Genomic DNA, 20,244 nt, shown 5'->3' with positions numbered 1-20,244 from the left:
TTCTTTTTGTCGTTATCGTCAGCTTTTACGCCCCGTCCGAGTACAGCACCCAAGGGGCGTAGCGCGGGCGGGTAAAGACGAAGTTCTTCACCTCTTGCACCGGCAGCCCGATGTTGAAGGGCGGGGCAAATGACGTCCATGTCTCGGTGACGGTGATATATTCACCATCCTCCAGTTCCGGGATTTTATCCGTCCAGCCCGTCACATCTGCTTGGGTCGCGTCGCTTAGGCTGCCGCGGGCGCGGGACCAATGCAGCAGGAAGCGTTTGTTCTTCTGATCGTATTTCGCCGAGGTGATGCGCACTGTCGTTTCACCCGAGGAACGGGTCATATAGTCCAGCAGATCCTGAATGCCGTCCATATATTCGGTGTCCATCGGCAGCGTCTCGCGCGAGATCATATCGCCGATGGTATAGGCCGCTTTCTGGTTGGTGTAATATTCCTGATAGGTCTGGAAGAAGGTAAACATCGCCAGATAGACCCAGAAGACCATGGGCATCATGATTACCGCTTCGATCGAGGCGCTGCCGTCCTGATCGCGCAGAAAACGCGCCAGTACACGGCGTTTGAGATAAGTGATAACCATTAGCTTGGCTCCTGCACAAAGGAGGATACGGCGTACATGCTGCCCTGTCCCGCGCCATCAGTTTCGAACTTGAAGCCCATAGCGCTGCCCGGCAGCATCGGATCGAACTTGACGCAGGCCCGCAGCAGCATCAGCTGGTGCTGCGCCCCAAGGGTAAAACCGCGTTCCTGTTTGACGGGCAGGGATTTGTCCACGCAGTCGGGCGAGGCGTTCATCGCGGCGAAGTTGCGCGGGTTCACCAGCACCATCTCAAGGCGCAGGGTATCCTTGCAGTCGCCGATATAGCCCACGTTGTCACAGATCATCGTTTTGATCATGTCGTGGGTGATCGTCGTGCGTGTGTTCAGCCGGATATACCGTACTGCCGTTTCCAGCCCGCGGTTCAGGTGGAACTGCCGCAGGGAATAAAGGCTGACCTCGACCGACGCGAGGAACATGCCGAAGATGACCGGAAAGAGGATCACGAACTCGATCAGGACAACTGCGCCATCCTCACCCCGGCGGAACCGGCGCAGCGCTTGTGAAATGCGGGCGATCATTGGGTCAATCTCAACTGGTTGATCTGGCGGGCGATGGCGCGGAAGGCTTCGGAAAGCTCGACACCTTCGACGCGGAAGAAGTGGCTGGGCGAGGAGGCGCAATCCTGCATCGCGGGCACGTCCTCGTCATCGACCTCGAACCCGATGGACCAGATCACGATCCGCTTGGCTTTGGCGGCGTCGCAGATATTCGACAGCAACGTGTTGCCCAGCGATTTGTTGTACTTCTGATAATAGAAGTAGCCCCAGTAGCGCGAGTTTACCTCGCGGCGTAGATACCACCAAAGGTTGTACCTATTCCAGTGAACATACTCGCTATCTTCGTTGTAGTACGTATTACTGATGCGGAACGAGTTATCATTCGCGCCATCCGTCATAAGGATAACAGTCTTAAGCGTTTCTGAATCGGTATAGCTCGCGGGGCGGTTATAGAATTCACGGTCGACATGACCGGCATTCACCAGCGAGTTGTTGATGTCCCGGAACGCCGGATCAAGCATCGCCGCGGCCCATTTCATGCCAAGGAAGATCGACGTACCAGCGCGCGGTACAAGATCATCGATCTGGTTCTTCAACGTGCGTTTGTTTTGTGAAAACGGGGTAATACGCTCGTAATCGTAGCGCGGGCAAACCGTATCGTCACGATAGTTGTTGCGGCCGTCGTAGTTCCACTGGAAGTGCTGCATCTGGTTATACCGTGTGCTGCTGTTCATCGCGATTGAATCAAAGTCGCCATTGTCGAAATCAATGCAGTGGGAATAGTCGTGCTTTCTGTTCACGTTCATACGGTCCATGATCAGCGGGCCCGCGTTCACTTGTTCCGAGTAGGGGACCAGGGAGACTGAAATCAGGTCTTCGTTCTCGTCCTTCAGCACAGTGTCCAGAAAGATATCGGCGGCATTCTGTACTTCGCCCAGACGGTTATTGGTGGCCATCGAACCCGAGATATCGAGCACGAGCGAAATTTCGACCTTTGCAACGCGTTCTTCCGCCTGACTATGGGCGGGCACTTCGAGCGTGGGGAAACCAAAGCGGCCAATAAACTGGGTGTCCATGTCCTTGCTTGCGTCGACCGTCACGGTGCGAAAGTTCAGACCGTCATCCACCACGACATTCGACAGAAACTCGGTCATGCCCGATTTGGCAAAGTAGTCTTCCACCACCGTTTTGGGGTCACGCATCTGATCCAGATCGGCAGCGGCCAGAACGGCACGGTCCGACACAGCTTGCAGACGCGAGCGTTCCATCTCGTGGCGCATGAAATCTAGCTGGATGCCACCCACGGCGATCATCATCATGATCATGAAAAGCGCGAGGATCGTCACCAACCCGTCGTCTTCACGTGCGAACCGCGTCAGCCGCTTGCTCAGGGGGAGGGTTACCCATTTACTCACTGTATCGTTCACCGGCATTTCCATGTCCTTATTCGTGCGACCCATGCGACAGACGCATTTCGGGCGGATCGGCGTTGCCAGCAGATATGCGGGGTGAAGTTGGCCGAAATAGGGCGAAATACGTTTAAAAAAGTGTATACTCAGACCGTTTTTGGGGCAGATCCCGCCGGAGCAGCCGGACTGTCCCCTGTCAGGAAACTTCGCGCAGGACTTGTCTTGTGTGCCGTGACTACTCGCTTTGCGTGATAAGTTTTCAAACTGATTAAAATTTGTGCGAAAACTTCGAAATATGGTGATTTACAGCTTTGCTTGACGCAGGTGCCATGTTCAAAAGGCGAGGCGATGAACCGGCCCGCATCAGGGTCGCAGAGCCAATTTAGGAGCGTAGAATGAACCCCGGAACCGAACCGAGCTTTCGCGATAGCGTCGACATCATGTTTAACCGGGCGGTGGCCCTGATGGACCTGTCGCCGGGTCTGGAAGAGAAGATTCGCGTGTGCAACGCGACCTACACGGTGCGTTTCGGCGTGCGCCTGCGCGGCGGTATCCAGACCTTCACCGGCTATCGCTCGGTCCATTCCGAACACATGGAGCCGGTCAAGGGCGGCATCCGTTACAGCCCCGGCGTAAACCAGAACGAGGTAGAGGCGCTGGCGGCGTTGATGACCTATAAATGCGCGCTGGTCGAGGCACCGTTTGGGGGCTCCAAAGGTGGGCTGTGCATTGATCCGCGCGACTATGACGAACACGAGCTGGAACTGATCACCCGCCGTTTCGCATACGAGCTGATCAAGCGCGACATGATCAACCCCGCGCAAAACGTTCCCGCCCCCGACATGGGCACGGGCGAGCGCGAGATGGCCTGGATCGCGGATCAGTACAAGCGCATGAACACCACGGATATCAACGGGGTTGCCTGTGTGACGGGCAAGCCGATCAACGCGGGCGGCATCCATGGCCGCACCGAAGCGACAGGCCGCGGTGTGCAATATGCGCTGCACGCTTTCTTCCGCGACACCGAGGGGATGGAAAAGGCCGGTCTGGGCGGTGAGCTGGACGGTAAACGCGTCGTGGTGCAGGGCTTGGGCAATGTGGGCTACCACGCCGCCAAGTTCCTGAGCGAAGAGGATGGCTGCAAGATCACCGCGATCATTGAACGCGACGGCGCTTTGTTCGATGACCGTGGTCTTGATGTGGAAGAGGTGCACCGCTGGATTTCCATGCATGGTACGATCAAGGGCTATCCCGATGCGCCCCTTGAAGAAGACGGTGCCAAGCTGCTGGAAGCGGACTGTGACATCCTGATCCCTGCGGCGCTGGAAGGGGTGATTAACCTGACCAACGCGCATAACATCAAGGCCCCGCTGATCGTCGAAGCCGCCAACGGCCCCGTAACCGCCGGTGCCGATGATATCCTGCGTGCAAAGGGCGTCGTGATCATCCCTGACATGTATGCCAACGCCGGCGGTGTGACGGTGTCATATTTCGAATGGGTCAAGAACCTGAGCCACATCCGTTTTGGCCGTATGCAGCGCCGCAACGAGGAAAGCCGCCACCAGCTGTTGGTGGACGAGCTGGAACGTCTGAGCGCCGATAGCGGTGTCGGCTGGCAGCTAAGCCCGAACTTCAAGGATAAATACCTGCGGGGTGCCGGGGAGCTTGAGCTGGTCCGCTCCGGTCTTTACGACACGATGAGCGACGCCTACCGGTCGATGGCGGAAGTCTGGCACAGCCGCGACGATGTCGAAGACCTGCGCACCGCCGCCTATCTGGTGAGCATCGGCAAGGTCGCCGCCAGCTACCGCGCAAAGGGGCTGTAACCTCGCGCGGGCCCTATGCTGCGCCCCTGAAAAGTTCCCCGAAAGCCGCTGTGATAGCGGCTTTCGGCAAAGACGCGCCAAACCGCCAAGCGCGTACTGCGGAAAACCGCTCTGTCACTTGTATTCCAACGGGGGCTGGCTAGGTTCCTGCGCCATGAGCACCCGCTCTCATGTCCGCTGCAGCCTTTAACTTTAAACGGCGTAGGCCGTGGAAGGGCGGCGGGCTTGCAAAGAAACATTTAGGAGATGTGACGATGAAATTTGGTAAACTCATGATTGCCGCAGCACTGGCGACGTCCAGCGCGCCTGTCTTCGCCGCCACCAGCGCTGAAACCGATTGCCAGTATCAGGCAGATGTCGTGCAGGCCGTCCGGCAAGCGCGGATCGACCGCGTGAAAGAGCGTGACGTGCCGGATCACATCGCCTCCAAGAACCCCGAATGGCCCGATCGCTATGACGCGGTTGTCCCGCTGGTCGCCCCTTGGGTCTATGAAATGAAAATGCGCGACGTGAAGGGCAACGACCTTTCTGCCGCCTGGAACGAAATGTGTTTGGGCCAATGACGCCCGCGCGCGTCGTTTGATCGCGCCGTAGTCCCTGTCGGGGCGGTAGGACGGGGGCCAGCCCCCATCGCCCTGACGGACGATCCCCCCGGAGTTTATCCGGCAAAATGAAGCCCGTCGCGCAGGCTTTGGGTGCTGGACTTTGGCCCTGCCGACCCAATATAAAACAGTATGAGCCTGCCCCCTGGATTTTTGGATGAACTGCGCAGCCGTGCCAGCCTGTCACAGGTGGTGGGGCGCAAAGTGATGTGGGATCCGCGCAAGTCCAATCAGGGCAAGGGCGATATGTGGGCTCCGTGCCCGTTCCACCAGGAAAAATCCGCCAGCTTCCATGTCGATGACCGCAAGGGATTCTACTATTGTTTCGGGTGCCACGCTAAGGGGGACGCGATCTCTTTCGTGCGCGAGACCGAGAATGTCAGCTTTATGGAAGCGGTAGAGATTCTGGCGCGTGAGGCTGGGATGCCCATGCCAAAACAAGACCCGCGCGCGCAGGAGAAGGCGGATAAGCGCTCTCAACTGGCCGAGGTGATGGAGCTGGCGGTGCAGTATTTTCGGCTGCAGCTGCGCACCGCCGCGGCAGGGGCCGCGCGCGACTATCTTGCCGGGCGCGGGCTGACGCCGCAGGCCTTGGAGCAATGGGAAATCGGCTTCGCGCCGGACCAGTGGCAAGGGCTTTGGGATCACCTCAAGGCCAAGAATATCGAGGATGCGTTGATCCTTGGGGCGGGGCTGGCCAAGCCTTCGTCCAAGGGCGGGCGGCCTTATGATACTTTCCGGGGCCGGATCATGTATCCGATCAGGGATGCCCGGGGGCGGGCGATTGCCTTTGGCGGGCGGGCAATGGACCCGAATGACAACGCCAAATATCTGAACTCCCCCGAGACGGAGCTGTTTGACAAAGGCCGCAGCCTCTACAATGTGCGCGATGCGCGGACAGCGGCAGGGCAGGGCAAGCCGTTGATCGTGGCCGAAGGCTATATGGATGTGATTGCATTGGTGCAGGCCGGTTTCGGCGCGGCGGTGGCCCCCTTGGGCACGGCGATCACCGAGAGCCAGCTACAGATGTTGTGGCGCATCTCGCCCGAGCCGATCATCACGCTGGACGGGGATGCGGCGGGTCAACGTGCGGCAATGCGCTTGATCGATCTGGCGCTGCCGCTGCTTGAGGCGGGGCAATCCTTGCGTTTTGCCGTGATGCCTGACGGGCAGGATCCGGATGATCTGCTCCGCGCGCACGGGGCACCAGCGTTGCAAAAGTTACTGGATAACGCGATGCCGATGGTGCGTCTGCTGTGGCAGCGCGAGACCGACGGTCGCGTTTTCGACAGCCCCGAGCGTAAGGCAGGGTTGGACAAGGCGTTGCGCGAAAAGATCATGATGATCAAAGACCCGTCGATCCGCAGCCATTATGGCCAGGAAATCAAGGATCTGCGCTGGCAGCTTTTCCGTCCGCAAAAGGCCAAGAGAGATTTTAGCCCCGTCGCGCGCGCCTCCGGTGGAGGCAAGTGGGCCCCCGCGCCGCAGGGGCCGTCCCCGAGTGCGAAGTCCTCTATTCTGGTGACCGCAGCCGGGCTGGGAGCGACGGAGCATCTGCGCGAGGCGGTGATCCTGATGGCCCTGCTGGGCTGTCCGCAGTTGGTGGAAGAGTTCGAGAACGGGCTGGCCGCGATGCGTTGCCAGGATCCTGATCACGGGCGTATCCGCGATTTGATGTTGCGCCATGTACATCACGATCCGGCGGTGTTGCGCGAAAAGATTTATGACGCAGTGGGGGAGTACACCCTTGAAAACATGCTGGCGCAGCGCCACGTAGCCATCACGCCCTGCATCCGAAGCCCTGGCAACCTGGAAAAGACGCGCATGACTGTCGCCGAAGAACTGGGCAAGCTGGAAGCCGTGCGCGGGCTGGACGAAGAGATTGCCGATGCGGTCGAAGATCTGACCGGCACCGCGGATGAAGGGCTGACATGGCGGTTGGGCGAAGCGGCACGCAACGCTGATCGCGCACAGCGCAGCGGGCAGGAAGATACCGCAGAATACGACATTGCCGAGAACGGTGCCCACATCAGCCGGGACGAACGCAGCGCTTTTGACGCATTGCTGGGGTCGATCCTGAAGGGTGATGCGAAAGACGAAAAATGAACCCGGCGTGGCTTTTTCGCCGGGATGTTTAACAAAATACAGGGTAACGGGTTTAAGAATCACCCAGAACCCCGCATGATTCGAACAACCGAATCACGTCACGTGATTCGCACCCATTCGCTGGAGGAAATTTCATGGCCGCCAAAGACACGAACGAAGACGCGAAGTCTGACGACCAGGATGCCGGCCATTCGCTTGATATGAGCCAAGCCGCCGTCAAAAAGATGATCGGCGAAGCCCGTGAAAAGGGCTATATCACCTACGATCAGCTGAACACCGTTCTGCCCCCTGACCAAGTCAGCTCGGAGCAGATCGAGGATGTGATGTCGATGCTGTCCGAAATGGGCATCAACGTGATCGAAGACGAAGAAGCCGAAGAAGAAGACGCCAAGGGCGGGACCGAAATTGCGACCACGGAAAGCAACCGTGATGTGGCGCTGTCCTCTGGCACGTCCGAAAAACTGGACCGCACGGATGACCCCGTTCGCATGTATCTGCGCGAGATGGGATCGGTTGAACTGCTGAGCCGCGAGGGCGAGATCGCCATCGCCAAGCGGATCGAGGCAGGGCGCAACACGATGATCGCGGGGCTGTGTGAAAGCCCGCTGACCTTCCAGGCGATCACGATCTGGCGCGACGAACTTTTGTCCGAAGACATTTTGCTGCGCGATGTCATCGACCTTGAGGCGACATTCGGCACCCAGATGGGCGACGAAGAAGAAACGACTCCGGTCGTGCCAACCGCGGGCACCGAGACAAAGCCCGCCGAAAGCACAAGCGAAGTGGACGCCGACGGCAACCCGATCTCGAACGATGACGACGACGAGGATGATGACGAACAGGCCAACATGTCGCTGGCCGCGATGGAAGCCGCGCTGAAGCCGCAAGTGCTGGAAGCGCTCGACATCATTGCCGATGACTACGTCAAGCTGAGCCAAATTCAGGACAGCCGGATTTCGGCCACCCTGAACGAGGACGGCACCTTTTCGAAGACCGATGAGGAAGAGTACCAGCGCGTCCGCTCCGAGATCGTGGCTTTGGTCAACGACCTGCACCTGCACAACAACCGTATCGAAGCGCTGATCGACCAGCTTTACGGCATCAACCGCCGCATCATGCAGATCGACTCTGCGATGGTGAAGCTTGCCGATCAGGCGCGCATCAACCGCAAGGAATTCGTCGACGCCTATCGCGGCTACGAGCTGGACCCCAACTGGATGGAGCGGATGGCCGAGAAATCCGGTCGCGGCTGGCAGATGTTCATCGAACGGTCCTCTGACAAGGTGGATGAGCTGCGGGCCGATATGGCGCAGGTGGGTCAATACGTCGGTCTTGATATCTCTGAATTCCGCCGCATCGTGCAGCAGGTTCAGAAGGGCGAGAAAGAGGCCCGTCAGGCCAAGAAAGAAATGGTCGAGGCGAACCTGCGTCTCGTGATCTCGATCGCCAAGAAATACACCAACCGTGGCTTGCAGTTCCTTGATCTTATTCAGGAAGGGAACATCGGTCTGATGAAAGCCGTCGACAAGTTCGAATACCGTCGCGGTTATAAATTCTCGACCTATGCGACATGGTGGATCCGTCAGGCGATCACCCGTTCCATCGCGGATCAGGCGCGCACCATCCGTATTCCGGTCCACATGATCGAGACGATCAACAAGCTGGTTCGGACCGGCCGTCAGATGCTGCACGAGATTGGCCGCGAGCCGACGCCGGAAGAGCTGGCCGAGAAACTGCAGATGCCGCTTGAGAAAGTGCGCAAGGTGATGAAGATCGCCAAAGAGCCGATCTCGCTCGAAACGCCTATTGGTGACGAGGAAGACAGCCAGCTTGGTGATTTCATCGAGGATAAGAATGCCGTGCTGCCGCTCGACAGCGCCATTCAGGAAAACCTCAAGGAGACCACGACACGGGTTCTGGCCAGCCTCACCCCGCGCGAGGAACGTGTGCTGCGGATGCGCTTTGGCATCGGCATGAACACCGACCACACGCTGGAAGAAGTCGGCCAGCAGTTCAGCGTGACCCGCGAACGTATCCGTCAGATCGAGGCGAAGGCGCTGCGCAAGCTCAAGCACCCAAGCCGGTCGCGCAAGCTGCGGTCGTTCCTCGATCAGTAAGCGCGTGATCGCGAGAGTTTTGAAAGGCGGGTGTCCAGGTACCCGCCTTTTTTCATGGACTGAAGCGACGATCTCGAAGCTGTGAATTTAAAATCCCGCCGCGCAGCCTATCTGTGAACCACGCACCAAACAGGAGCCGCCATGAAACGCCTTGCCCTTGCCGCCATTCTCTCTGCCGCCCCGCTCGCCGCGTTTGCGCAATCCTTTACAGCGGTGAACGAGCTGCAGGTCATCCCGCTGTCGGGCGCATCCTTCGAGGTGATCGAGGATCATGGTGAAGGGGCCCGGGGCATGTGGTGTGCCGCCGCCGAATTTGCCGAGGAAAGGCTGGGCACGCCAAGCGCTGCTGAGATCTACGTCAAGACGCCGCGCGGGCCATCTATCAGCGGGGTAGGGCGCAAGGGCGTCGTCTTTACCCTGAATGATGCAGAGCTGTCGGAGCCTGCGTTCAAATCCTATTCGGTATCGGTGCGCAACGCGGGTCAGGCCCTGCCCGTGGGCCACGCCATCCAGTTCTGCAAGGACTACATCCTTGAACTTAAAGACTTTTGAAAACCAGGAATACCACAATGAAAACCCTGACCACCGCTTTCGTACTGGCCGCATTGGCAACGACCCCGGCCTTCGCACAGGCCTATGTGCCGAATGACCGTCTGACTTTCACACCCACCGAGGGCGGCGTGCATATCAGCGGCAGCACCGGCTTTGGTGCGCGCGGGCATTGGTGTGCCGCGGCGGATTATGCGCTGCGCGAAATGGGCGCGCAGGACAGTCAGAAGCTTTATGTAAGCGAGCCGCGCGCGCGTGGTTTTGGCGGCGATGGTGGCGTCACCTTCACGCTGGATCCCGCGGGGCTGACCCCATCGCCCGTCGTGATCCTGGGCGGATCCTTGACTAAGGCCGGGTCGGCCATGACCATCAGCCACGGGATCACGCTCTGCGGTGGTTTGCAATCGCCCGGGCGTTGAGGCTAGCCTGACCCATCAGCACAAGGCGGGCGGAATGAATAGCGAGTTTACGGTCAAGACCGGCGGGCAGGGGCTCTACGAGGTGACGGATCAGGTGCATCAGGCGCTATCGGGGCAGCGCTCTGACGGGTTGGTGACACTGTTTCTGCGCCATACCTCCGCCTCGCTGCTTATACAGGAAAACGCGGACCCGGATGTGCAGCGCGATCTGCTGGCCTATTTCTCGCGTCTGGTGCCGCCTGCGGATCACCCGTCAATGTCCTACCTCCGGCATACGCTGGAAGGACCAGATGACATGCCCGCGCATATCAAGGCGGCAGTGCTGCCCGTTACGCTCAGCATCCCCGTGGTTGCAGGCCGCATGGTGTTGGGCACATGGCAAGGCATCTATCTCTTCGAACACCGCGACGCGCCCCATAGCAGGCGCATCGCGGTGCATTTCGCCTGACCTCAATCCACCGGCATCAGGTGGATCTCGCGCACGGCTGCGTGGGCCGGTGCCTCTAGCGCGTGCATCACGGCCGATGCCACGTCTTCTGGTTTCAGCTTGTCGGGCTTGGCTTCGTCAAAGAACGCCGTGTCCACCATACCGGGAGAGACAACCATACAGCGCCCACCCCATTCCGCCATTTCGTCGGCGAGGTTGCCCGCAAAGCCATGGATAAAGAACTTGGTCGCGCCGTAGATCGACCCCTTGATGTGGCGGCGTCCTGCGGCGGAACCGGTCACAACATACTGCCCCGTGGTCTTGCGCAGATATGGCATAGCGGCATGGGCCGTATAGAGCGCGCCCATCACGTTCAGATCGACCATCGATTTCCAGTCGTCCGGGTCACCCTTTTCGGTGCCGCCCGGCGATGTCCCCCGTCCTGCATTGGCAAAGACAGCATCGATTTGCCCGAACTTCTGGGCAAGACGGCTCATGGCCTGTTCCTGATCGTCGTATTGCGTGGCATCTCCGGTCAGCACCAGCGCCTGATCCCCGATCTCGCGCGCGAGATCTTTCAGCTTGTCTTCGCTGCGGGCGAACAGCCCGACGTTCCAGCCGGCCTTGGCCGCAGCGCGGGCGGTGGCAGCACCGATCCCGCTTGAGGCTCCGGTGATGAAAAGCGTCTTGGTCATAGTGAATTCCTTTCAGATCAGTCGTCTTGCAGGGACAACGCATGGTATCAGGCAAAGTTCAGGGCAGTTTTCCCCGCTACAACATATAGATGGGCATTTCGCCCCTACCCAAAACCTCGCGTTGGTCCTATAGTTTTGGGGAATGGGGGTGTTTCACCCCCTATTGAGCAGGTTTAAGATAAGGGGACCGGCCATGCGCTGCCCGTTTTGCGGAAATATCGACACCCAAGTTAAAGACAGCCGCCCGGCCGAGGATCACGTTTCGATCCGCCGCCGCCGTTTCTGTCCCGCCTGCGGGGGCCGGTTTACCACCTACGAACGGGTGCAACTGCGCGATCTGGTTGTCGTCAAAACCTCGGGCAAGCGCGAGGATTTCGACCGTGACAAGCTGGAACGCTCTATCCGGATCTCGATGCAGAAACGCCCGATTGATCCGGAACGGATCGATCAGATGATCAGCGGCATCGTGCGCCGTTTGGAAAGCATGGGCGAAACCGATGTCGGATCGAAACAGATAGGCGAGATCGTGATGGAGGCGCTGGCCCGCATCGACACCGTCGCCTACGTCCGCTTTGCCAGCGTCTACAAGAACTTTCAGGCGGCAGATGATTTCGATAAATTCGTGCAGGAACTGCGACCCGATACCCCTGCGGACGAATAAACATGCCTGACGACGCGCGCTTTATGGCGCTGGCCTTGTCGCTGGGCCGGCGCGGGCAGGGGGCTGTCTGGCCCAATCCCGCCGTGGGCTGCGTCATCGTGCAACAAGGCCGCATTGTCGGGCGTGGCTGGACCCAGCCGGGCGGCAGGCCCCATGCGGAACCCCAAGCGCTGCGTCAGGCCGGACCTGCGGCACAGGGGGCGACGGTCTATGTCACCCTCGAACCCTGCGCTCATACCGGCAAGACGCCGCCCTGCGCCGATGCGCTTGTCGCCGCCAAGCCTGCGCGCGTGGTGATTGCCTGCACCGACAGTGATCCACGCGTCAGCGGCAAGGGCATTGCGATCCTCCGTGCGGCGGGCATTATCGTTGACGTGGGCGTGCTCGAAGATGAAGCCCGCGCGGATCATCTGGGCTTTTTCCTGCGTGTCGACGAAGGCCGCCCGATGGTGACGCTCAAGCTCGCGAACAGCTTTGACGGTCGCATTGCCACCGCGTCGGGCGAAAGCCAATGGATCACAGCCGCGCCCGCCCGCCGCGTGGTCCATGCCATGCGCAGTCGCCATGATGCGGTCATGGTGGGCGGTGGCACGGCGCGGCAGGATGACCCCAGCCTGACCGTGCGCGACCTTGGCACCACGCGCCAGCCGACACGGATTGTTGTGTCGAACGGGCTGGACATCCCGCTGAATGGCGCGCTCGCCAGAACCGCCAATGACATCCCCCTGATCCTTTGCCACGGCCCCAAGGCCCCGGCAGAGCTGATCGAGACCTGGGAAAGCCTTGGCGCGACGCTGATCTCTTGCGCACCAAAGATGGGCCAAATCGACGCCGATGACATGCTCCAGCAGCTTGGACGCCACGGTCTGACACGCATCTTCTGCGAGGGTGGCGGCGGACTGGCTGCGACGCTGCTAAAGGCGGATCTCGTGGATCAACTCGTCGGGTTTACGGCGGGTCTGGCCCTTGGCGCGGACGGCTTGCCCGCCATCGCGCCGCTGCAGCTTCAACGTCTGGCACAGGCCCCGCGTTTCACCCTGACCGAAACTTCGCGCATCGGCCCCGACCTCCTCCACATCTGGGCCCGCGGCAACACGCCCGCCTAACCCCTTCCAAATGGCTTAAAATCCCGGGGGCGCGGGGGCTGGCCCCCGCCTCTGATCTGCACATGGGCTGGCCCCGCTGTGCTATCGCCGCCGCCACAAATGCGCCTGTGTGGCAAACACGCCCTGCAGCTTCGCCAGCACCCGGTTCGCCACCCCGCGCCGCGACAGATCACCCGAGGCCAACCGCTCTACCACCACCTCGACCGGGCAGGCGGTACCGCTGCGCGGATCAAAGTAGCGCGGATAATCGATCAGGGCGGCATGCGCCAAACCTTCGATGCTCACCTCTGCCCTTCGCCGCGCCGGGATATCGCCGCGGTCTTCGGTCAGCCCCCAGCCCGCGTAGAAGGGGGCACCTAAGGTCACCACCTTGACGCCGCGCAGCAGGGCCTCGAACCCCAGCAGCGATGTCATGGTCCAAACCTCATCCACATGCGCCAGCAGAGCGATGGGGTCGGCATCGGTGAGCACACGGTCCGCCAGCCCGCCTGCGTCAATCGCGCCAAGGCGCAGCCCGGCCTCTACATCGGGATGGGGCTTGTACAGGATCACGGCGTCGGGATGCGCGGCGCGCGCGGCGTGTAGCAGCGCCAGATTGGTGGATACCGCTTCGGTGCCCGCACGGATGGAGGCGTCGTCCTCCACCTGACCCGGTACCAGAATGCGCCGTCCGGCGGGCAGGGCGCACAGATCGCCACCGCCGCCAAGGTTATACTTGCTTAGCCCCGCGTCGCGCAGCACCGCAATCAACCGTGCCGCGCGGCGCGACTGGTCGGGGCGCATTTTGGCGCGCGACGTGATCAGCTGTTCCAACCGGCTGGGGCTGCGCGGGTCATAGTAGATACCCAGATCATCGCAGACCAGCGACAGGGGCGGCACCAGATCGGCCCCCAATCCGCGCGAGCGCAGGAAACCGTCTTCCACCCGCAGGGCACCGGCATGGGCCTGCGTTGCTTTCGAGGCCCAGACCATCCAGGGCTTGCCTGTGGCGCGGGCGGCCTTTGGATCATTCTGGTAGGTCACCGGCGACCAGCGGCCAAAGAAACGCTGCAAGGGCTGACGTTTCCACAGGCGCATGTCAGAGGCGACCCAGCCCCGGTGGTCTTCGCGCCAGGCCCGAGTTTGCGCGGCCATCGCCTCTATCACCGTTTCCAGATCACACAGGCAGTCACGGTGCGGATCGTACCATTTTGGATAAAGGATCATCGCCCCCGCAAAAAGTTGCGCACGGGTCAGCACACGTTGCCGCCGCTGCACGGGGAATTCGTCTTCGGTCAGGCCCCACCCCGCATAGAAGGGCTGCCCGAAGACCCGTGGCTTGTGGCCTGCAAAGATCGCCTCGAACCCCATTTGTGACGACACGGTATAGACACGCACGGCCCCTTCAAACAGGGTCCAAGGGCTGATGGGGGCGGTCAGCAGGGTGATGCGGTCGTTGGCGTCCTCAGGCCCGAAATGCCCGCTGCGATAGCCCTTTGCGGTTTCCGGATGGGTCTTGATGATGATCCGCGCGCCGGGGTTCTCTTGCTGGGCAAAGACCAGCATCTCAAGGAACCGCGACCGGTCCGCGCCCGAGGCCGCGACCGACGCATCACCCAAGGTCTGGTCGATCACCAGCACATAGCCGGGATCCGGCGCGGGGTGCGCGGTGTCGAACCCGCTGTATTTGGTCAGATGCGCCTCGGTGATGCGGTGGATGGCACCGCGCGCGCGGTCCAGCAAAGCCGTGTCATCCAGCGGGTGGCTGGTCAGGATGTTCTCAAGCTCGGAGGGCTGTGCCGGGTCGAAATGCAGCCCCTTGTGATCGATCAGCAGCCCCAGCGGCGGCTCGCCTGCGCGACCGGGAAACAGCGACCGCAGCATCGCGTCTTCGACGCGGACAACGGGTAGCCCCTTTTTGGATGCAACGGCCAACCCACGATGCGCGGTGCCAGCATTGCCCCAGACAGCGATGGCATCCCCGTCGCGCGGCATGCCCAGATGCAGGCTATAGCCCGACAGCTGCAAGATGCGCCGCACCCGTCGGTTGGTGATGAAGCCGCCGTTAAACACAAAAAGCCGCCGGTCCCGTGGGGAACCGGCGGCGGGTGTGTCGTATATTTCAGGCCCTAAAGCCATCGGCCCAGATCAGTTGCTCGACGCGAGCGACGACAGGTTGTTGACCGAGCTGGCCGACCCCGTGATCGAGGAGATGACCTTGCTCCATTGGGTGAAGGGGGCTTCGGTGACGTAGAGCGTATCGCCATCACGGATCACGAAATCGCGGGCCATGAACATGCCGTTGGGCTTGGTCAGGTCAAGCACATAGACCATGCGCTGTGCGCCTTGCAGGTCATTGCGGCCCAGAACCTGTGCCACGACCGCTTCGGGTTCGTTGCGGAAGACGAAAACACCTGTCGGGTCAGCGGTGCCCGCGTTGAGGCCGCCGACCTGTGCAATGCCTTCAAGCGCCGACAGGTTCTTGGTCTCGAACGGGACTTTCTGCTGCGCGCCGGTGGCACCAAGGGCCACGAAGGACCGTGTGTCTTCCTCGATCAGGATGCGATCCCCGCCGCGCAGGGCGATGTCGAGCTCTGGGTGGCTGTAAAGATCTTCAAGCCAGATTTTGCCCCGCTGATTGCCACGCAGCACGGTGACCTGCGCGATCTGGGGGGTGATGGTCACACCACCGGCCCGCGCCAGCATGGTGGCAAGCGTGCGTGTCGGGCGTTCAATCGCATAGACACCCTGCGCCCCGACAGAGCCGACAAGCGACACGGTCGCCCCGTCACCGGCCAGACGGCGCACCTGAACCTGCGGGTCTGGCGTTTGTTCGGACAGTTTGTTGGTGATGATGCGGCGGATCGCTTCGGGGGAATTGCCAGCGGCCTTGATCCGGCCCGCGTAGGGCACAAAGATGAACCCCGATCCGTCGACCTGCACTTCTTCCAGCACGGTGGCGTTGGCCCCTTGGGCGGCCAGCAAGCCATCATCGACGTTTTCCCAGATCGTCAGCCCCAGCGTATCACCGGGGTTGATCGTATCCGACCCAAGCTGACCGGCGTTGATGAACCCCGGGCTAAAGCCAAGCGCGGGGGCGACGGCGGTGGCGCGGGTCACACGGTCGTTGACGGCGACAACAAATGCGTCGCCTTCCTTCTGGACCGATCCGGCAAAGATCTGACGTTTGTTCGGGCCAACCTGCGGAAGGCCACATGAAGATACCACGGCCATAGCCGCAAGTAATGCGATGGGACGCGCCCACCGGAAGGGTACGGATTTCACTGCCCGGTCTCCTCGACCTGTTCTTGTTCTGCCTCGAATTCGCCGATTTTTTCGGCGTAATTATCATCGGCTTAGCGCAGATTGGATCGAAAAGCTACTGTCTGGGCGAAAAACGCTCAGGTGACGGCCCGCAACTGTTGCCTTGGTGCCGCGGTTCCCAGCTCTAGCGCGTCGTAGGGGTCTTCGGGGGCAAGCATCATATCGACCACTTGCCGCATCAACTGCGTGCGCGCGCGTGCCGCATAAAATCCGCCCGGTACCTGCGAGGTTTCCAGCAAATACCGGCGATAATCCTTGTAGGCCTTGTTATCGGGGCGCGAGGCGGCGGCAAAGAATTGCGCCAGCGGCTGGTCCGAGACGAATTCGGGTTTCGCATAGACGGCGCTGCCAAACACCTTGAGCGGAATTCCGCGCCACAGAACCTGCTGACCGGCGGTGGAGTTCACGGTAACGGCGGTGCGGGCATCGTTGAGCAGCTGCGCCAGCTTGCCGCCGCGCACGAAATGCACCCGGTCCGCGACACCTAAATCCCGCGCCACCTGTTTGACCACGCGGCGCAGCGGTGCGCGGCCGTCTTCCAGCGGATGGGCCTTCACAACTAGATGATGGTGGCGCGGCGCGCCCTTGGCGAAGCCTTCCAGCACCACGGTCAGGAAATCGGTCATCGTCTCGAAGGAGGAGTGTTCCTGGAACGAGCTGTCATGCTCCAGCTGCAGCAGTGCCAGATGGTAGGGGAAGCCGCCCAGCCGGATACGCAGCGTTGCGATCAGCCGGTCCAGCGCCAGCGCGGGCATCAGCAGCAGCCGCTTGAGGTACAGCTTGAACTCCTTGGTCACCGGCAAGCTCCGGTGCGGGCGGAAGTTACGGTAGTCGCCGTTCCGGAAGAGCACAAACCAGTGATAGAGCGCGCCATAGAACACATGCTGGCGCATATCACCCCAATGACCGGGGGGGAGGGGGGCCTCCATATCCGAATTGGCCAGTGCGGCCTGCATCTGTTCGATGGTCATGTCCATCAGCCGGGAATTGCCGTTGGACCCGCCGCGTTCATAGGTGACCCAATAGGGGCGCATGTAGCCTTCTTCAAAGACATGCACGGTCAGCCCGCGGGCCTTGGCCTCGGCCACGGCTTGGGCGTGGATCGGGCGGGTGTCGCCATAAAGCACGATATCTGTGACACCCTTGTCGGCGAGCAGCGCAACAAAGGTGTCTTTCCACGTGTCAGCTGTTCCGCGAAACGGGATATAGCTGCGCGGGTGGAACCAGAAGGCCCGATCGCCTGCGTTGAACCCCACACGCCAGACCTGCGCCCCCGCCAGACGAAGCATCTTGCCCAGACGGTTGAAGAAGGGGCCATGCGGCCCTTGCAGGAAAAGGAAGACCCGTTCACGGGGTGCTGCGGCGTTCATCGGTTGCTTTCGGTTTATCTTGGTCATCGGGCAGACAAACACCGGATACCGGCGAAAATGTGGCGTGTCTGTGGACTTGTCATGCTGCGGGCAGAGGTCTACTTCGGTAGCGACCAGTATAGAAGAGGCAGGCGCATGTTTACAGGCATTATCACGGACATCGGAAAGATCACCAAGCTTGAGCAGCAAGGCGACCTGCGCGCGCGGATCGAAACGGGCTATGATACCAGCGGCATCGATATGGGGGCCTCTATCGCCAGTGATGGCGTGTGCCTGACCGTGGTGGATCTGGGGGCCGATTGGTACGAGGTGCAGATCAGCGCCGAGACCGTGGACAAGACCAACCTTGGCGCATGGGAGGTCGGACGCCGTCTGAACCTTGAACGCGCGCTGAAGGTCGGGGACGAATTGGGCGGGCATATCGTGTCGGGCCATGTCGATGGTGTGGCCGAGGTGGTGGCGCTGCGCGATGAGGGCGACAGCACCCGCGTGACCCTGCGCGCGCCCGAAGACTTGGCGCGTTTCATTGCCCCCAAAGGCTCTGTCGCGCTGAACGGCACCTCGCTGACCGTGAACGAGGTCGACGGCTGCGATTTCGGCATCAACTTTATCCCCCACACCAAAGAGGTGACCACATGGGGTGATGTCGCTGTCGGGGACCGCATCAACCTGGAGATCGACACATTGGCCCGCTATGTTGCGCGGCTGGCAGAAATGTCGTGATCGCGGGGATCGGACATAATCAGGGCCCCAGCCTTGAGCGCGGCCAGAAGTGGCGCGCTTTCCAGTGGCAAAAGGCACGCGAGGCGGCGATGCCTTCAGCGATCCCGCTGATGGTGGTCAAGATGCGCGTGGCGCGCGCCCGCGAGCTGGGGTTGGACTACAAGGCCTATGCCGCGATCCGTCAGGCCACGGGGCGCGATATTCTGGCGCTGCTGTTCTCGTCCAATGCGCTGCGGGTGGTGCGTGCGGGGGCACCGCATATCCCCCTGCGCGAGGCCGAGGTGCTGGACAAGGTGCAGCGCGCCCAAAAGCTGGCGCTGGTACATCGCCCGCTGCGCCCCGACAGTGTGGCACAGGCGAATCCCGTGCTGGATCACGTGGCCGAGGCCCCCAAGTTCACCGACAGCTGGAGCGCGATGCGCGATCATCTGGGGCAGGTGGTTCAAGGGCGCAAGCTGGTCGGCGATCAGGTGCTGATCATCGGCGACACCGGATTGGAACGGGACTGGGCCACTGCAAGCAAGGCGGCGGGCTATGTGGAGGCCGCGCGCTATTTCGGCGCTTAACGCGGACCGTCGCGCGGGATGACGGTGCGGAATTGAGTTTATTTGGCAAAATGAAGCAGGGCGGGGGGCGGCCCTGCTCTGGCAAAGGCGCGTGGGGTGGGGTATGTGCCAATGCAACAACGATTGAGGTGACCCCATGCAATTTGAAACGCCCGGACCGGTCGAGGCTGAATTGGCGGATGCCATCGCGCCCATCGAAGAGATCATCGAAGAGGCCCGGCAGGGTCGCATGTTCGTGCTGGTCGACCACGAAGACCGCGAGAACGAAGGCGATCTGGTAATCCCTGCGCAATTTGCGGATGCGGATGCGATCAATTTTATGGCCACCCACGGGCGCGGGCTGATCTGTCTGCCGATGACCGAGGAACGGGTCAACACGCTGGGTCTGCCGATGATGGCGGTGAATAACTCTGCCCGCCATGAAACAGCCTTTACCGTATCGATCGAAGCACGCGAGGGGGTGACCACCGGTATTTCCGCCGCCGACCGTGCGCTGACCGTCAAGGTCGCCATCGACGAGGATAAAGGCGCGGTGGATATCGCCACGCCGGGGCATGTGTTTCCGCTGCGCGCACGCGATGGCGGTGTCTTGGTCCGCGCGGGCCACACCGAGGCTGCCGTCGATATCTCGCGCCTTGCGGGGCTGCATCCGTCGGGTGTGATCTGCGAGATCATGAAGGAAGACGGGACCATGGCCCGCCTGCCGGATCTGGTTGCCTTCTGTCAGCAGCACGACATGAAGATCGGCACGATCAGCGATCTGATCGCCTATCGCCACAAGCATGACAACCTGCTGGTGGAGCGCGACAGCCGCACCGTAACCTCTGCCTATGGGGGTGACTGGAAGATGCAGATTTTCACCGACGAGATCAGCGGCACCGATCATGTGGTCCTGTCCAAGGGCGATATTACGACGGATGCGCCGGTTCTAGTTCGCACCCATGCGATCAACGCGCTTGAGGATATCCTCGGCCTCGGGCCAAGCCCCGCCGACGAATTGCCACGCGCGATGCAGATCATCGCGGACGAAGGCCGTGGCGCGGTGCTGTTGTTCCGCGATCCCGACCCGCGGTTGCGTTTCGAGGACGAAGAGGATGATCGCCCCCGTACCGTCAAACGCACCGGCCTTGGGTCGCAGATCATGGCGAGCCTTGGGTTGCACAAGCTGATCTTGCTGACGGATAACCCCGATACGCGCTATCTGGGGCTGGACGCCTATGACCTTAGCATCGTGGGCACGCGCCCCATCACGCAGGAGTAA

Annotated in this window: 19 protein-coding genes; 12 read left to right on the top strand and 7 right to left on the bottom strand. The window is 61.1% G+C overall.

The window, feature by feature from the left end; genetic code table 11:
- Window positions 1-25 precede the first annotated feature (25 nt).
- Genes AADW22_RS12445 through AADW22_RS12435 form a run of 3 tightly spaced genes read right to left on the bottom strand, consistent with a single transcriptional unit; the run spans window position 26 to window position 2,564 of the window.
- Complete coding sequence (locus AADW22_RS12445) at window positions 26-586, bottom strand: TadE/TadG family type IV pilus assembly protein (RefSeq protein ID WP_064216599.1); 561 nt, start codon at window positions 584-586, stop codon at window positions 26-28.
- Window positions 586-1,125, bottom strand: a complete 540-nt coding sequence (locus tag AADW22_RS12440; protein WP_005849245.1) for a TadE/TadG family type IV pilus assembly protein — start codon at window positions 1,123-1,125, stop codon at window positions 586-588. The genes AADW22_RS12445 and AADW22_RS12440 overlap by 1 nt, the downstream gene beginning before the upstream one ends.
- Window positions 1,122-2,564: a TadE/TadG family type IV pilus assembly protein gene (locus AADW22_RS12435; RefSeq protein ID WP_289084179.1), complete on the bottom strand. Its 1,443-nt coding sequence runs from the start codon at window positions 2,562-2,564 to the stop codon at window positions 1,122-1,124. Before AADW22_RS12435 ends, AADW22_RS12440 begins: the two co-directional genes overlap by 4 nt.
- A 344-nt stretch (window positions 2,565-2,908) precedes the next feature.
- On the opposite strand from AADW22_RS12435, the gene AADW22_RS12430 reads away from it, so the two are divergent.
- The 7 genes from AADW22_RS12430 (at window position 2,909) to AADW22_RS12400 (ending at window position 10,580) form a co-directional block, all read left to right on the top strand.
- Window positions 2,909-4,339 carry a Glu/Leu/Phe/Val dehydrogenase gene (locus tag AADW22_RS12430; protein WP_037944623.1) on the top strand — a complete coding sequence of 477 codons (1,431 nt, stop codon included), beginning with the start codon at window positions 2,909-2,911 and terminating at the stop codon, window positions 4,337-4,339.
- A 254-nt stretch (window positions 4,340-4,593) separates the two neighbouring features.
- Window positions 4,594-4,902 (top strand): hypothetical protein, encoded by a 309-nt coding sequence (locus tag AADW22_RS12425; protein WP_005849241.1) that lies wholly within the window; start codon window positions 4,594-4,596, stop codon window positions 4,900-4,902.
- 171 nt (window positions 4,903-5,073) lie between these two features.
- Window positions 5,074-7,047, top strand: coding sequence for a DNA primase (gene dnaG / locus AADW22_RS12420; protein WP_407473829.1), 1,974 nt, complete (start codon window positions 5,074-5,076; stop codon window positions 7,045-7,047).
- A gap of 134 nt (window positions 7,048-7,181) precedes the next feature.
- Window positions 7,182-9,164 carry an RNA polymerase sigma factor RpoD gene (gene rpoD / locus AADW22_RS12415; protein WP_005849238.1) on the top strand — a complete coding sequence of 661 codons (1,983 nt, stop codon included), beginning with the start codon at window positions 7,182-7,184 and terminating at the stop codon, window positions 9,162-9,164.
- 141 nt (window positions 9,165-9,305) lie between these two features.
- Window positions 9,306-9,716 (top strand): hypothetical protein, encoded by a 411-nt coding sequence (locus AADW22_RS12410; RefSeq protein WP_407473828.1) that lies wholly within the window; start codon window positions 9,306-9,308, stop codon window positions 9,714-9,716.
- Window positions 9,717-9,733: 17 nt separating this feature from the next.
- Window positions 9,734-10,132, top strand: coding sequence for a hypothetical protein (locus AADW22_RS12405; protein WP_132997390.1), 399 nt, complete (start codon window positions 9,734-9,736; stop codon window positions 10,130-10,132).
- Between the two features lie 34 nt (window positions 10,133-10,166).
- Window positions 10,167-10,580 (top strand): secondary thiamine-phosphate synthase enzyme YjbQ, encoded by a 414-nt coding sequence (locus AADW22_RS12400; RefSeq protein ID WP_407473827.1) that lies wholly within the window; start codon window positions 10,167-10,169, stop codon window positions 10,578-10,580.
- A gap of 2 nt (window positions 10,581-10,582) precedes the next feature.
- On the opposite strand, the gene AADW22_RS12395 is transcribed toward AADW22_RS12400, so the two are convergent.
- Window positions 10,583-11,254 (bottom strand): SDR family oxidoreductase, encoded by a 672-nt coding sequence (locus tag AADW22_RS12395; RefSeq protein ID WP_407473826.1) that lies wholly within the window; start codon window positions 11,252-11,254, stop codon window positions 10,583-10,585.
- A 193-nt stretch (window positions 11,255-11,447) separates the two neighbouring features.
- On the opposite strand from AADW22_RS12395, the gene nrdR reads away from it, so the two are divergent.
- Window positions 11,448-11,915 carry a transcriptional regulator NrdR gene (gene nrdR, locus AADW22_RS12390; protein ID WP_005849229.1) on the top strand — a complete coding sequence of 156 codons (468 nt, stop codon included), beginning with the start codon at window positions 11,448-11,450 and terminating at the stop codon, window positions 11,913-11,915.
- A gap of 2 nt (window positions 11,916-11,917) precedes the next feature.
- Window positions 11,918-13,021 carry a bifunctional diaminohydroxyphosphoribosylaminopyrimidine deaminase/5-amino-6-(5-phosphoribosylamino)uracil reductase RibD gene (gene ribD, locus AADW22_RS12385; RefSeq protein ID WP_407473825.1) on the top strand — a complete coding sequence of 368 codons (1,104 nt, stop codon included), beginning with the start codon at window positions 11,918-11,920 and terminating at the stop codon, window positions 13,019-13,021.
- An 81-nt stretch (window positions 13,022-13,102) separates the two neighbouring features.
- On the opposite strand, the gene AADW22_RS12380 is transcribed toward ribD, so the two are convergent.
- The 3 genes from AADW22_RS12380 to AADW22_RS12370 form a co-directional block, all read right to left on the bottom strand.
- Window positions 13,103-15,139 carry a capsular polysaccharide biosynthesis protein gene (locus tag AADW22_RS12380; RefSeq protein WP_407473824.1) on the bottom strand — a complete coding sequence of 679 codons (2,037 nt, stop codon included), beginning with the start codon at window positions 15,137-15,139 and terminating at the stop codon, window positions 13,103-13,105.
- Between the two features lie 9 nt (window positions 15,140-15,148).
- Complete coding sequence (locus tag AADW22_RS12375) at window positions 15,149-16,234, bottom strand: polysaccharide biosynthesis/export family protein (RefSeq protein ID WP_005849224.1); 1,086 nt, start codon at window positions 16,232-16,234, stop codon at window positions 15,149-15,151.
- A gap of 167 nt (window positions 16,235-16,401) precedes the next feature.
- Window positions 16,402-17,721, bottom strand: a complete 1,320-nt coding sequence (locus AADW22_RS12370) for a capsule biosynthesis protein (RefSeq protein WP_407473823.1) — start codon at window positions 17,719-17,721, stop codon at window positions 16,402-16,404.
- Window positions 17,722-17,829: 108 nt separating this feature from the next.
- Here AADW22_RS12370 and AADW22_RS12365 point away from each other — a divergent pair, with 108 nt between their 5' ends.
- From AADW22_RS12365 to ribB, 3 genes are all read left to right on the top strand, one after another.
- Window positions 17,830-18,417: a riboflavin synthase gene (locus tag AADW22_RS12365; protein WP_037944614.1), complete on the top strand. Its 588-nt coding sequence runs from the start codon at window positions 17,830-17,832 to the stop codon at window positions 18,415-18,417.
- Window positions 18,414-18,983: a hypothetical protein gene (locus tag AADW22_RS12360; protein WP_064216609.1), complete on the top strand. Its 570-nt coding sequence runs from the start codon at window positions 18,414-18,416 to the stop codon at window positions 18,981-18,983. Before AADW22_RS12365 ends, AADW22_RS12360 begins: the two co-directional genes overlap by 4 nt.
- 136 nt (window positions 18,984-19,119) lie before the next feature.
- Window positions 19,120-20,244 (top strand): 3,4-dihydroxy-2-butanone-4-phosphate synthase, encoded by a 1,125-nt coding sequence (gene ribB / locus AADW22_RS12355; RefSeq protein WP_005849217.1) that lies wholly within the window; start codon window positions 19,120-19,122, stop codon window positions 20,242-20,244.

Origin of the sequence: Sulfitobacter sp. PM12, assembly GCF_045586035.1 — a bacterium.
In the GTDB taxonomy this organism is placed as follows: Bacteria; Pseudomonadota; Alphaproteobacteria; order Rhodobacterales; family Rhodobacteraceae; genus Sulfitobacter; species Sulfitobacter pontiacus.
This window is presented reverse-complemented; position numbering and strand designations above follow the sequence as displayed.